The following is a 13186-nucleotide window of genomic DNA, read 5'->3' on the forward strand; positions in this document are numbered from 1 at the left end:
CATGAGCGAATATATCATATCGCTGGCCGGCCTGACCAAAAAGTACGGCGCATTAACGGCCGTTGACCGGCTGGACCTGTCCATCAGAAAAGGCGAAGTATTCGGATTGCTGGGACCCAACGGCGCCGGCAAATCCACTACCATCCTGATGATGCTCGGCCTTACCGAGCCTACATCCGGATCGGTGCAGGTATGCGGCATTGACGCTACTATGCACCCGGTGGAGGTGAAAAGGAAAGCAGGCTACCTGCCGGATGAAGTGGGCTTTTACGAGCACCGCAGCGGGCTGGAAAACCTGCTGTATACCGCGCGCCTGAACCGCATACCGGTGCAGGAAGCCACGGAGCGCGCCTACCTGCTGCTCAAACGCGTAGGGTTATACGAAGTGGCGCATAAAAAGACCCGCACCTACTCCCGCGGCATGCGGCAGCGGCTTGGACTGGCCGATGTGCTGATCAAAAATCCCGAAGTCATTATACTGGATGAGCCCACGCTGGGCATTGACCCGCGCGGGGTGCGCGAGTTCCTGGACCTGATCGTGCAACTGAGCCGCGAAGAAAAGATCACCGTGCTGCTATCCTCCCACCACCTGCACCAGGTGCAGCAGGTATGCGACCGGGTGGGCATTTTTGTAGGCGGCAGGCTGCTGGCCGAAGGGGACATTCCTACCCTGTCGGAAAAGCTGTTTGCCGGCGAGCCGTATATCATTGAAGCGGGCGTGCAGCCGCTGCCGGATACCGCGCGCCTGCAGACCGTACTGCAGGACATTGAAGGCATCCGCTCCATACAGTTCAGCGAGGGATTGTTCCGCATTGGCTGCCAGCGGGACCTGACCAGCGCCATTGCCGGCGCTATTGTGCGGTCCGGGCTGGCGCTTACCCACCTGCAGCGGAAAACGTACGGGCTGGATGATATTTATAACCGCTACTTTGAAGGAGGACCTGTCTATGAACAGACTGCTTAATATTGTTGCGCTGCTGAAAGCGCCGCCGGCTGCCACAGGCAGGGCGCCTCACCCTTTCCGGGCGATCGTGGACAAGGAAGTGTCGGACCATTTGCGCAGTTGGCGTTTCAACATATTGCTGGTATTAATACTACTTACCTGTTTCGGATCGCTGTATATTTCCGTGACCAATATCGGCAAGGCGGTAAAGCCGGACGACCCGGACGGCGCCTTCTTTTTCCTGAAACTGTTCACGGCCTCTGACGGCACGCTGCCGCCCTTTCATGTGCTCATTGGTTTCCTGGGGCCGCTGCTGGGCATCAGCCTGGGGTTTGACGCTATCAATTCCGAGCAGAACGGGGGCACGCTGAGCCGGATCATGGCGCAGCCTATTCACCGTGATTACCTGATCAACGGGAAGTTTGTGGCCTCGCTGATCGTGATCAGCGTATTGTTCTTTGCGCTGGGCTTCCTGGTAATGGGACTGGGGCTGATCATCATCGGCGTACCGCCCACGGCGGGAGAGTTTTTACGCATTATTTTCTTCATTCTCCTCAACATACTGTACGTGGCTTTCTGGCTGAACCTGTCCATCCTGTTCTCCGTATTGCTGCGGCAGGCCGCCACTTCGGCGCTGGCCGGCATTGCGGTGTGGCTGTTCTTCACCATCTTTTACCAGATCATCATCAAGCTGGTGGCCAAAGCGCTGATGCCGTCCGAGATGGCATCCGGGCAGGCCGTGCTGCATTACCAGGAGCTGATACTGAACCTGTTCCGGATTGTGCCCAGCCAGTTATTCAGCGATGCCACCACTACCCTGCTGATGCCGTCTGTGCGCAGCCTGGGGCCGCTTACCATGGAGCAGGTATACGGGGCTATTCCCAGCCCGTTGCCGCTGGGGCAGAGCCTGCTGATCGTATGGCCGCAACTGACCGGCCTGATCGCCTCTACCGTGGTATGTTTTGCCCTGTCGTATTTCTCCTTCATGAAAAGGGAAATCCGCCCGCGGTAAACAGGATTTTATTATCTTGTCCGCATTCCACTGAGGTACACAGATTATGCAAAGAACCACCTTACTATCCGGCGTTGCTACCGTCCTGCTGTTGACCGCGCTGTTACAGCAGCATGCCGCTGCACAGACCATCCTGGAGGATAAACCCGGCGAGGCCAGCACCTACCAGAACCCGGTTTTCGATTATGATTTTCCCGATCCCAACCTGGTAAAGAGCGACGATGGCTATTTTTATGCCTATGCTACGCAGGCGGACTGGCGGCGGCAGGGAGCCGGCGGTCCTTATATTATTCCCGTGCTGCGGTCCAAAAACCTGGTGAACTGGCAGCCGGCCGGGCAGGCGCTGGACAAAAAGCCATCCTGGAAAAAGGAAGGCGGCATCTGGGCGCCGGATGCGGTAAAATACCAGGGGAAGTATTACCTGTACTATGCCTTTTCCACCTGGGGGGATGCCAATCCCGGCATAGGGCTGGCCGTGGCCCCCCACCCGGAAGGACCGTTCACGGATAAAGGCAAGGTGTTCCTGAGCAAAGAGATCGGTGTGGACAATTCGATAGATGCCTTCCTGATAACGGACAACGATGTGCCCTATCTTTTCTGGGGCAGCTTTCATGGCATTTACGGGGTGGAGCTGACCCGGGACGGTACCCGGCCCAAAGGCGCGCCCTTCCGTATTGCCGGGAATGCTTATGAGGCCGCCTATATTTATCAAAAAGACGGCTATTATTATTTCTTCGGCTCTACCGGCACCTGCTGCGAAGGCGCCGGCAGCACTTACCAGGTAAAAACAGGCCGGGCTACCTCCTTAAAAGGCCCTTACCTGGACCAGTCCGGCCAGCCGCTGCTGGAAAACGGCGGCACCCTGCTGCTGCAGGGCAACCCGGGCAACACCGGCTTTGCTGGCCCCGGCCACAATGGCGATATAATTACGGATAAAGCGGGGCAAACCTGGTTGGTGTACCATGCCTACCGCAAGGATGACGACAAGCGCGGACGGGTGATGCTGCTGGATAAAATAAGCTGGGAGAATGGGTGGCCGGTGATACGCGGAGCCGTGCCCAGCCTGGAAAGGCAGACAGCGCCGGTGTTTTGAGGGGGGAGTCACTCACATCTTCGTCCACACCTCGTGTATCGGATCCCCTTTAGAGCTTTTGCCGCTGTGGTCCCATTTACTTCCCTCCACGCTGCCTTTAAAGCTTAGCGAGGCCCCTACCCGGCTGTTATCCCGGGAAAAGAAATCAATGTTTTCTGTATACACACCGTTCTCAAAGGTGTAGGTGCCGCCACCGGTACCAAAGAACTCGCCCGTTTCCGTATTGATGGCCGCCCACTGGAACCGGGTGCCGGTAAGCACCTTAATGGTCTTGCGGGCGCCCCGCTTCATTTCGCGCATTTCCCCGTTGGACTCCCTGGCGGTGATCTGCCAAACGCCGGCCATCGGTCCGCTGCCGTCATCGATCCGGGTCCAGGTGGTTTGCTGGTCCCCCAGGGAGGATACCAGTTGTCCGCCTTCAAATGAAGCGGTAGCATCCGGGTGCTTTCCCACCTGCGATTTATCAGCGGAATTGAATTCTATGGTAGTGGTGGCAGCGTTGTCGGACGCGCCCTCCCAGGTACCGCCCATGGTAGATTGGAAGCCGGAGGCATTAAATACGGTTACAGTAAAATAGCCCGGCGTGATCAGCATAATGGAAGTATCGGCGCCGTTAACAGAGCGCCAGGCGCCCAGTACCCCGGATTCTGATTGTGCATGAGCAGACTGCATGCCTGCAATGGCCAGCAGAAAAAAGAGGATAGTATACGCGAACAGTTTCATATCAGTGGATTTACCAGTAAATATACTGATTTAATAATGTATACTTTTACGTATCGTTTAACAGCACCGTTCATTATGAAAATATACCAGCAACTCCTGGAACTGAAGGAAATGCCCAGAGGCTTTCACCTGGTGACCGCAGCCATCATGCAGGCCCTGCCGCAGATCGGCATGCTGAAATCCGGTATCTGCCAGGTCTTCATCCAGCACACCTCCGCTTCACTCACCATTAATGAGAATGCAGACCCTACGGTGAGAATGGATTTTGAGACCTACTTCAACAAGGCCGTACCGGAAAATGACCCGGACTATGTACATGATACTGAAGGACCGGATGATATGCCCGCTCACCTGAAATCATCCATGCTGGGCTGCTCGGTGATGATCCCCATCCGTAACGGGCGCCTGGCGCTGGGCACCTGGCAGGGTGTGTACCTCTGCGAGCACCGGGATCACGGCGGCAAAAGAAGGCTGGTGATCACCGCCTGGGGCGAATAACGGTTCCGGCGCTACGCGATCAGCCGTTTGGCCACTTTGCCAATAGTAAGCCCCTGCACGATAATGGAGAACAGCACCACGATATAGGTGATCCCCACCAGCAGGTCGCCGTGCATAGTCCTGGGAAGAGACAGGGCCAGGGCTACGGACAGCCCGCCTCTCAGTCCGCCCCAGGTCAGAATGGTGATCACATTCTTTTCAAAATTAGTGCTGTACCGTAAAATACCGATGGGGATCAGCACGGAAACATAACGGGCCAGCAGCACCACCGGTATGGTAGCAATGCCCAGCCATACCAGGGTATTGCTGAAGGACATGATCAGCACTTCAAAACCGATCAGCAGGAACAGGATGGCGTTCAGCAGCTCATCCACCATTTCCCAGAACTTGTCAATGTAATCCCTGGTCACATCGCTCATGCCATAAGTGCGGCTCTTGTTGCCGGTAATAATGCCGGCTATCACCATGGCCAGCGGGCCGCTCACATGCAGGTTCTCCGCCAGCAGGGAACCACCCATTACAATGGCCAGGGTGATCATCACCTCTATCTGGTAATAGTCAATGGAGCGCAGCAGCAAAAACCCGCAGTAACCCAGCAGGGCGCCCAGCAGTAGTCCTCCCCCGGCCTCTTTAACAAAAAGCAGCACAATGTTCCATATGCTCAGGTTTTCAGTGCCGGCGGAGATCACCTGCATAATGCTCAGGAACACCACTACCGCCACCCCGTCGTTGAACAGGGATTCTCCCGTGATCTTGATCTCCAGTGAAGCAGGTATGTGCGCCTTTTTTAAAATGCTGAGCACAGCAATAGGGTCGGTAGGCGAGATCAGCGCGCCAAACAGCAGGCAGTATATGAAATCTATATCCAGGCGGAACAGGCGGCTGAGGCCATACAGCAGGCCGGCCACTATCACGGTGGACAGCAGTACGCCGATAGTGGAAAAAGCGAGGATCGTCCTGCCCTGGCTGCGCAGGGCCTGCGCATTCACATGAATGGCGCCTGCAAAGAGCATGAAGCTGAGCATGATCTTCATCAGCACGGTATAAAAATCGATACTGCGGATCATCCGGGCCGTTTCCTCGAACAGGGCGGGGCGCAGCGACGCCATGCCGATCATGCAAAGGGAGGCCAGCAGCGAAATAAGCATGATACCGATGGTATTCGGCAGTTTGATAAAGCGGTAGTTGATATAACCAAACAGGGCAGCCAGTACGGTAATGATCGCAAATACGTTATAAAGGGCCATCAGGGGTATTTTTTGTGTGTTCTAATATAGGCATTTTCATCTCTTGGTATGATTTTCCTGAAGGGTAATATATGGACCAACATTCACATGAGCAGATGGGCAACCGCGGCGTTACCCGGCCGCAAATGAAGCATGAGCACGGCATGACGCCCGAACAGCGCATGCAGATGCTGCATATGCATCATCACCAAACGCTATGGATATACTGGATGCTGGTGATGCTGGGCGTGTGGCTGATACTGTCACCACTTACCTTCTCTTACGGCAAGGGCCTCACAGACCCTGCCGGCGGGCGCAGCCTGTGGCTGCCGCTGGCTGCACGCATACAGGCCATGCAATGGAGCGACATTCTCAGTGGCGTGGCGCTGATATTCTTCGGGTGGCGCTCCCTTACGCCCAATCGGCCTGTCAGCCTGTGGATGTGCTGCTTTACCGGCCTGTGGCTCAATGCGGCGCCGCTGGTTTTCTGGGCGCCCACAGCCGCCGCCTACCTGAATGATACGCTGACCGGCATGCTGGTGATGTCATTGTCCATTTTAATACCGGGTATGCCCAACATGATCATGTATATGAAGATGGGGCCGGATACGCCGGCAGGCTGGAGCTACAATCCCAGCAGTTGGGCGCAGCGCTGGATCATGATCGCCCTGGGTTTTGCAGGCTGGCTGGTATCGCGCTACCTGGGCGCTTACCAGCTAGGCTATACGAATATTGCCTGGGACCCCTTCTTTGGGGACAGCAGCCGGCAGGTGCTTACCTCTGAAATGTCGCGCTCCCTGCCCATATCCGACGGCGGGCTGGGCGCTTTTGCCTATACGCTGGAGTTCCTGATGGGATGGATGGGCAGCCCCGCGCGCTGGCGCACCATGCCCTGGATGGTGGCTTTCTTCGGCATACTGGTGATCCCACTGGGACTGGTGCATATTTTCCTGGTCATTTCCCAGCCGCTGACGGTAGGCGCCTGGTGCACGCTTTGCCTGCTGGCAGCCGGCATTATGCTGCCCATGATACCGCTGGAAGTGGATGAGGTGGTAGCCATGGGGCAACATATGGTGCAGGCCAAAAAGAAAGGCGCCTCCATGTGGAAAGTGTTCTGGCAGGGTGCGGCACCGGCTGAAAATGACACGCAGGACCAACGTACGCCTGCACTGGCACAATTGCCGCAGCAACCCGGTAAGGTGATACAGGCATCCGTATGGGGCATGAGCTGCCCGGCGACGCTGGCGCTTGCCACGTTGCTGGGCATCTGGCTGATGTTTGCACCGGCGGTATTCGGTGTGCCTGTTAAAGACATGGCCGCAGATGTGCATCATTTGTGCGGCGCACTGATCGTGGTGGTATCCGTGATCTGTATGGGAGAGGTGGTGCGCAGGGGCCGTTATCTCAATATTCCCCTGGCATTGGTGGTGGCCATTGCGCCCTGGTTCATGGACAGCAGTCCGCTGGGGCTGTGCCTGAGCAGCACGGCCGCCGGCATTTTAACGGCGGTGCTGTCATTCCCGCGGGGCCCTAAGAAAGAAACGTACGGGCTGTGGGATAAATATGTGCGGTAAGCGCTTATTGCTTTTGCTTTCCATTGGCGGACAAGACACAGCCGGCCAGCGTGAGCCCCGCTACAGCGGCCGCCAGCAACAGGTTTTTCGCGGTTTTCCCCTGATCCCGCAACTGCATCTTGTCTACGTATATCCTTTCGGGTTTTTCCTTTGTCTTGTTGCGCCCGTGCTGCTCATGCAGCGCCATTTGCAGCACTTGCGCCAGGTGCATGCCTTTGCGGTCTGAGCCCTGTTCTATCTGCCCGCGGCAACTGAAGCCGTCTGCAATAATGATCGCGTCTTTGCCGGCTTCCCGTACGGCCGGCAGCAGCACCCGCTCTCCCAGCTTTACGGAAACATCATAAGGTGCGCCCTGCTTGTACCCGAAATAACCGGCTATCCCGCAGCAGCCGGCATCCAGCACATTCAGCTCCAGGCCCATTTTATTCAGCAGCTCCACTTCGCTTTTCATGTCCAGCACCGCTTTCTGATGGCAGTGCCCGTGCAGGATGGCATTGCGTTTCAGGGGCGGCAGTTGAAAGTCTTCCGCGTAGCGGTCAAGGAATTCCGCCAGGGTGCAGGTTTGCTTCTTTAGCCGCCGCGCATCCTCGCTGCCGGGCAGCAGGTCGGTCAGCTCATCCCTGAACACGGACACGCAGCTCGGCTCCAGGCCCACAATGGGTATGCCCTGCCGTATCTCCGTTCTTAGTTCCGCCAGGATCTGCTGCAACAGGTGCTTTGCAGTCCCCAGCATGCCAAAGTCGTACAGCGGACGGCCGCAGCAGAGCAGGCGCCGGGTGATCAGCACTTCAAAACCCGCTGCTTCCAGCACTTCCGTGGCCGCCACCAGGGTTTGCGGCAGGAAAAAGTTGTTGAACGTATCGGTCCAGAGGATGACCTTTTTATGCTTCGGGGCTTTTTCCCGGTTGCGACGCCCAAACCATTCCCGGAAAGTAGTGCCTGCAAAGGCAGGCATGTCGCGCTGCGGCGCTATGTCGCCGGCCGCTTTCAGCAGGCGGCCTATGCCTGGCGCGCGCATCACAAAATTGGCCGCGGCCGGCACCAGGGAGGCCAGCCTCGCCCACCAGGGGATCAGGCCAAAAGCATAAGCCGAGCGCGGGCGCAGGCGCCCCTTATAGTAATGGGAAAGAAATTCTGCTTTATAGGTAGCAATATCCACATTCACCGGGCAGTCCCCTTTACAACCCTTGCAACTGAGGCAGAGATCCAGCGCTTCCTTTACATGCGGATCCTTCCAGCCGTCTTTAATAATGTCTCCCTGCAGCATTTCATTGAGCAGGTGCGCACGTCCGCGGGTGCTGTGCATTTCCTCACCGGTAACCATGAAGCTGGGGCACATGGTGCCGCCATCATGACGGCGGCATTTGCCTACCCCTACACACCGCAGGGTAGCCCTGGAAAAACGCCCGTTATCCGCCGGGTAATGAAACTGCGTGCGCGGACTGGCAGGATTGTATTGCGTGCCCAGGCGCAGGTTGGCAGTCTGTCCGTAGGTATCCAGCACCTTGCCCGGGTTCATTTTATCCTGCGGGTCCCAGATGGATTTGAACTCATGGAAAGCTTCCATCAGCTCGGGACCGTACATGATCTCCAGCAGGTCGCCGCGGGCCTGGCCATCGCCATGCTCGCCGGAAATGGAGCCACCGTACTGTTTCACCAGCTCCGCGCCTTCGCGGGTAAATTGCCGGTACTGCTCCAGGCCCTGTTCGGAAAGCAGGTCAAACGCCACGCGGCAGTGCACGCAGCCCTGCCCGAAATGCCCGTACAGCGAGGGGTTCAGGTCATACTTTTGAAAGAGCCGGCGCAGGTCCTGCAGGTAATCGCCTATCCTTTCAGGGGGCACAGCGGTATCTTCCCAGCCGGGATTGGTCATCGGCTCTCCCGGCACCCAGGCGGTGGCGCCCAGCCCGGACTCCCGTATCTCCCAGATCATCTGCGCCTGCTCCGGGTCATCAATGAGGCTGATATCAGGCGTATCCGCTTTCTTTTTCAGCGCTGCTATCATTGTCCTGGCCTTTTTATCCGCTTCTTCTACAGAAGCGCCGCCAAATTCCACCAGCAGCCAGCCATTGCCCTCCGGCAGCAGGGGCAGGTCCTGCAGGTTCAGCCCTTTGCGCTTCATGAAGCTGATCAGCATCCCGTCAATGCCTTCCAGGCCAATAGGCTCGTAGGACATCACTTCCGGCACCGCCCTGCCCGCCGTATATACGTCCGGGTAGCCCAGCACGGTCAGCACCCGTGCCCGGGGAGCATCCAGCAGCTTCATGGTGGCATCCAGCACGGTTACACAGGTGCCTTCGGTTCCACTTAGCGCATGCGCTACATTGAAACCATTCTCCGGCAGCAGCGCCGGCAGGTTGTAGCCGGATACGCGGCGGGGAATATGGGGAAAGCGCTCGCGGATCAGCGGCGCATACTTGTCTGCCAGGGCTTTCAGGCGACGATAGATCTCGCCTTTAGGGCCGCCCTCCGCAATAATCCGTTCCAGCTCCGGTTCCGGTGTAGGGCCTACTTCCATTTTAAGCCCGTCGTAGGTGAGCACGGTCATCCTTTCCACGTTGTCGGAGGTCCTGGCGCCATTGCCCTGCCGGGCGGCCATGATGGAATGCACGCCACAGGAATTGTTGCCTACCATCCCGCCAATGGTGCAATGGTTATGGGTGGCAGGGTCCGGCCCGAAGGTAAGGCCCGCCTTTTCCTCCGTGTGCTGCCGCATATGGTCCAGCACTATGCCGGCCTGTACTTTCACCAGCTTTTGATCCTTGTCCACCTGCAGCACCTTGTTGTAATACTTGGATTGATCTATTACTACCGCTACATTACAGCACTGGCCGGCTAGGCTGGTGCCCCCGCCCCTGTTCAGCACGGGCGCATTAAAACGGCGGCAGGCAGCAATGGTGTGCACGATATCCTCCTCATCCTGCGGCAACACTACGCCCACCGGCACCTGCCGGTAATTGGAAGCATCCGTGGCATATAGCGCTTTGCTGCCGTCATCAAAACGCACTTCTCCTTTGATGCGCTCCTTCAACCACTGCTCCAGGCCGGCGGCATCTACGCCTGCTGCGTACTTTGTCCGAAAACGGGTGTTAAAACGAGGTTGTGTAGTAAGTTGTTCCATATCTGCTGTAAGCGTTTTTTAAATGAGAAACTTTTCCGCGTCCCGGTGCTTGAATGTCAGTCCCAGGCCCGGCCTGTCCAGGTCCGGCAACAGGCAACCCTGCCGCGGCGGTGATACGCCATCGAACAGCATCCGTTCGATCCTGGCGTGGTCATAAAAATATTCGCCGGTAAAAAAAGAGGGTAAAGCCAGCGCAGCGTGCAGGTGCAGGGCCGGCGCGCAGTGCGATGAAAAAGGGAGCCCGGCCGCTTCGCAGAGGTGCCCGGCTTTCAGGAAACCGCTGATGCCGCCGCAACGGGTCGCATCCGCCTGCAGCACGTCCACGGCGCCGGCCTGCAGCATGCTGCGAAAACAGGCCAGGTTCCAGGCATATTCGCCGGCGGCGATGTTCATGCCGGCCGGGGCGCGTTCCCGGATAAAACGCAGCCCTTCCAGGTTATCGGAAGACACCGGCTCTTCCAGCCAGGTCACCCCCAGCGCAGCAAAGCGGGCTGCCTTATCCAGCGCCTGTTTGACGGTATAGGCGCCGTTGGCGTCCACGAAAAGCACGGTGGCGGGGCCCACTGCTTCCCGCGCCGCCCGCACCCTGGCTACGTCCAGCTCCGGGTCGGCGCCTGTTTTCATCTTTACGCTGCTGATACCCTGCGCGGCCCAGCCACCCAGTTGTTCCTGCAGGCGCCCCCTGGTATAGTCCGTAAAACCGCCGCTGCCGTATACGGGCATGGCGTCTTTCGCCTGGCCCAGCAACCGGCAAAGGGGCAGCTCCAGCATGCGGGCCTTGAGATCCCACAGCGCGGTATCCACGGCGGACACCGCCATCATGGCAAGACCACAATTACCGTTGTTCCTGATATTACGTATAAGCGTTTGAGTAAGATGCGGGATCTGCAGCGCATCCTGCGTAAGCAGCAGGTCCGCCAGCTCGCTGTTAATAAAGCCGGCTGCAGCGCTGCTGCTGTACGTATAGCCGATGCCGGTACAGCTTCCCGCCTGTATTTCCACCAGCACCAGCGTGGTGCTTTCCCATTCCAATGTGCCATCCGCTTCCGGGGTTTCGGCCGGTACCCGGTAGGCACGGGCCTTCACCTGCCGTATCCGGGCGGTATCCCGGATCACGGCCTCCTGCTGATCTTTCATTTCCTGCTCCTGTTATTATTTTTCCTTTGCGGGAAAAAATTCCGCAACCACATCCTTGTAGGTCTGCCTGATCACATCGATCGCGTCGCTATCCCCTCCCGCCATGGCAGCGGTAAACGCCTTCATCTGCTCAAAGCTGATATGCGGGGGCGTCATGGGTACCGAAGGATCGGTGCAGGCTTCCAGCACCACGGGCTTCCGGGCCGCAAAGGCGGCGTCCAACGCAGCAGGCACATCTTCCGGGTCTTCCACCCGGATGCCTTCCAGGCCCAGCATCCTGGCATATTGTGCATAAGGGAAGTCCGGCACGTCCTGTGAGGCGTCAAATTTGGGATCGCCGGCCATCACGCGCTGTTCCCAGGTCACCATGTTCAGGTCGCGGTTATTCAGCACCAGTATCATGAGGCGCGGGTCTTTCCAGCGTTTGTAGTATTTGGCGATGGTGATCAGCTCATTAATGCCCATCATCTGCATGGCGCCATCACCGATCAGGGCAATGGGCATACGGTCGGGATAGGCAAACTTGGCGGCAATGGCATACGGCACGGCCGGGCACATGGTAGCCAGGTTGCCAGACAGCGAGGCCATCATACCATCGCGTATTTTGATGTCCCTTGCAAACCAGGCCGCGGTAGAACCGGAATCCGCAGAAAGGATGCAATTGTCCGGCAGGCGGCCGGACAGCTCATGGAACACGTACTGCGGGTTGATGGGCTTTGCGCTGTTGTCTGCCCTGGCTTCCAGCACACGCCACCAGCGATCCATTTCGCGGATGATGTTTTCCTGCCAGCCCCGGTCCGTTTTTCTTTTTAACAAAGGAATAAGCGCGCGCAAAGTCGCCTTGCTATCACCCAGCAGGTGCACATCCATCGGGTAACGGATGCCCAGCATGCTGGCATCAATATCTATCTGCACGCCTTTCGCTTTTCCTTCCTCCGGCAGGTATTCTGAATAGGGAAAGCCGGAGCCTACCATCAGCAAGGTATCGCAATCCGTCATGAGGTCCCAACTGGGCTTTGTTCCCAGCAGGCCGATGGCGCCGGTTACATAAGGCAGGTCGTCCGGCAGCAGCGCCTTGCCCAACATGGCTTTGGCCACGCCGGCGCCCAGCAGCTCCGCTACCTCTTTGATCTCTTCAGCAGCGTTAAAAGCGCCGGCGCCGGCCAGTATGGCTACCCGTTTTCCTTCGTTCAATATGTCGGCGGCATGCCGCAAGTCTTCCTCCGCAGGCAGCACGCGGGACTGTGCATATCCCATGCTGGAGTGCACGGTGCCATGCCTATGGGGAGGTTCTTCATAATCCATTTCCTGCACGTCGTTGGGAAAAATAATGCAGGTCACGGTGCGCTGCGCCTGCGCTATCCGGAAAGCCCGGTCAATGAGGTGGCGGGTCTGCGAAGGATCGCTGGCCATATGCACATAGGCGCAGGCCACATCCTTGTAAAGGGAGATGAGGTCCACTTCCTGCTGGTAGCTGCCACCCATGGCCGCTCTTGCCTGCTGGCCTACAATGGCCACCACCGGCTGGTGGTCCATCTTGGCGTCGTACAAACCGTTGAGCAGGTGGATGGCGCCAGGGCCGGAAGTGGCCATGCACACTCCTACTTCCCCTGTGAACTTGGCATGCCCTGACGCCATGAATGCCGCCATCTCTTCGTGGCGCACCTGTACAAAATCTATTTTTTCCTTTGCGCGGTTAAATGCGCCCATAATACCATTAATGCCATCGCCGGGGTATCCGAACACTCTTTTCACGCCCCATTGGTGAAGGCGGTCCACCATATAATCTGCTACCATTTGTGCCATAAGTTTTTTTCTTTTTCGGCACAAATACCAGACCAGCCATGCCAGGCAGGGCT

At 57.6% G+C, this 13186-nt stretch carries 10 protein-coding genes; 5 read left to right on the forward strand and 5 right to left on the reverse strand.

Annotated features, from left to right (window positions below):
• Position 1 precedes the first annotated feature (1 nt).
• The 3 genes from LX66_RS23865 to LX66_RS23875 are packed head-to-tail and all read left to right on the forward strand — an operon-like array spanning position 2 to position 3048.
• Complete coding sequence (locus LX66_RS23865; RefSeq protein ID WP_145718110.1) at positions 2-964, forward strand: ABC transporter ATP-binding protein; 963 nt, start codon at positions 2-4, stop codon at positions 962-964.
• The gene (locus LX66_RS23870) at positions 948-1955 is read left to right on the forward strand and encodes an ABC transporter permease (RefSeq protein ID WP_145718112.1); all 1008 of its coding nucleotides are present in this window, start codon (positions 948-950) and stop codon (positions 1953-1955) included. Before LX66_RS23865 ends, LX66_RS23870 begins: the two co-directional genes overlap by 17 nt.
• A 46-nt stretch (positions 1956-2001) precedes the next feature.
• Positions 2002-3048, forward strand: coding sequence for a family 43 glycosylhydrolase (locus LX66_RS23875; RefSeq protein ID WP_145718113.1), 1047 nt, complete (start codon positions 2002-2004; stop codon positions 3046-3048).
• A gap of 12 nt (positions 3049-3060) precedes the next feature.
• Here LX66_RS23875 and LX66_RS23880 read toward each other — a convergent pair whose 3' ends face one another.
• Positions 3061-3771 carry a membrane or secreted protein gene (locus LX66_RS23880; RefSeq protein WP_145718115.1) on the reverse strand — a complete coding sequence of 237 codons (711 nt, stop codon included), beginning with the start codon at positions 3769-3771 and terminating at the stop codon, positions 3061-3063.
• Positions 3772-3846: 75 nt separating this feature from the next.
• On the opposite strand from LX66_RS23880, the gene LX66_RS23885 reads away from it, so the two are divergent.
• Positions 3847-4269: a secondary thiamine-phosphate synthase enzyme YjbQ gene (locus tag LX66_RS23885; RefSeq protein ID WP_145718117.1), complete on the forward strand. Its 423-nt coding sequence runs from the start codon at positions 3847-3849 to the stop codon at positions 4267-4269.
• A gap of 11 nt (positions 4270-4280) precedes the next feature.
• On the opposite strand, the gene LX66_RS23890 is transcribed toward LX66_RS23885, so the two are convergent.
• Positions 4281-5516 (reverse strand): cation:proton antiporter, encoded by a 1236-nt coding sequence (locus LX66_RS23890; RefSeq protein ID WP_145718119.1) that lies wholly within the window; start codon positions 5514-5516, stop codon positions 4281-4283.
• A gap of 71 nt (positions 5517-5587) precedes the next feature.
• On the opposite strand from LX66_RS23890, the gene LX66_RS23895 reads away from it, so the two are divergent.
• The gene (locus LX66_RS23895; RefSeq protein WP_145718121.1) at positions 5588-7069 is read left to right on the forward strand and encodes a vitamin K epoxide reductase family protein; all 1482 of its coding nucleotides are present in this window, start codon (positions 5588-5590) and stop codon (positions 7067-7069) included.
• A gap of 4 nt (positions 7070-7073) precedes the next feature.
• On the opposite strand, the gene LX66_RS23900 is transcribed toward LX66_RS23895, so the two are convergent.
• From LX66_RS23900 to LX66_RS23910, 3 genes are read right to left on the reverse strand one after another with little or no spacing between them, the layout of a single operon-like run.
• Positions 7074-10190 carry an FAD-binding and (Fe-S)-binding domain-containing protein gene (locus LX66_RS23900; protein ID WP_145718123.1) on the reverse strand — a complete coding sequence of 1039 codons (3117 nt, stop codon included), beginning with the start codon at positions 10188-10190 and terminating at the stop codon, positions 7074-7076.
• A gap of 18 nt (positions 10191-10208) precedes the next feature.
• On the reverse strand, positions 10209-11327 hold the full coding sequence (locus tag LX66_RS23905) for an enolase C-terminal domain-like protein (protein ID WP_145718125.1): 1119 nt from the start codon (positions 11325-11327) through the stop codon (positions 10209-10211).
• A 15-nt stretch (positions 11328-11342) separates the two neighbouring features.
• Positions 11343-13133 carry a thiamine pyrophosphate-requiring protein gene (locus LX66_RS23910; RefSeq protein ID WP_145718127.1) on the reverse strand — a complete coding sequence of 597 codons (1791 nt, stop codon included), beginning with the start codon at positions 13131-13133 and terminating at the stop codon, positions 11343-11345.
• Between the last annotated feature and the right edge of the window lie 53 nt (positions 13134-13186).

The sequence above is a fragment of the Chitinophaga japonensis genome (genome assembly GCF_007830125.1).
Classification (GTDB): domain Bacteria; phylum Bacteroidota; class Bacteroidia; order Chitinophagales; family Chitinophagaceae; genus Chitinophaga; species Chitinophaga japonensis.

What these genes read in the sequence shown, in the direction of transcription:
- LX66_RS23865 (WP_145718110.1), top strand. Translation starts at nt 2, where the DNA reads ATGAGCGAATATATCATATCGCTGGCCGGCCTGACCAAAAAGTACGGC.
- LX66_RS23870 (WP_145718112.1), top strand. Translation starts at nt 948, where the DNA reads ATGAACAGACTGCTTAATATTGTTGCGCTGCTGAAAGCGCCGCCGGCT.
- LX66_RS23875 (WP_145718113.1), top strand. Translation starts at nt 2,002, where the DNA reads ATGCAAAGAACCACCTTACTATCCGGCGTTGCTACCGTCCTGCTGTTG.
- LX66_RS23880 (WP_145718115.1), bottom strand. Translation starts at nt 3,771, where the DNA reads ATGAAACTGTTCGCGTATACTATCCTCTTTTTTCTGCTGGCCATTGCA.
- LX66_RS23885 (WP_145718117.1), top strand. Translation starts at nt 3,847, where the DNA reads ATGAAAATATACCAGCAACTCCTGGAACTGAAGGAAATGCCCAGAGGC.
- LX66_RS23890 (WP_145718119.1), bottom strand. Translation starts at nt 5,516, where the DNA reads ATGGCCCTTTATAACGTATTTGCGATCATTACCGTACTGGCTGCCCTG.
- LX66_RS23895 (WP_145718121.1), top strand. Translation starts at nt 5,588, where the DNA reads ATGGACCAACATTCACATGAGCAGATGGGCAACCGCGGCGTTACCCGG.
- LX66_RS23900 (WP_145718123.1), bottom strand. Translation starts at nt 10,190, where the DNA reads ATGGAACAACTTACTACACAACCTCGTTTTAACACCCGTTTTCGGACA.
- LX66_RS23905 (WP_145718125.1), bottom strand. Translation starts at nt 11,327, where the DNA reads ATGAAAGATCAGCAGGAGGCCGTGATCCGGGATACCGCCCGGATACGG.
- LX66_RS23910 (WP_145718127.1), bottom strand. Translation starts at nt 13,133, where the DNA reads ATGGCACAAATGGTAGCAGATTATATGGTGGACCGCCTTCACCAATGG.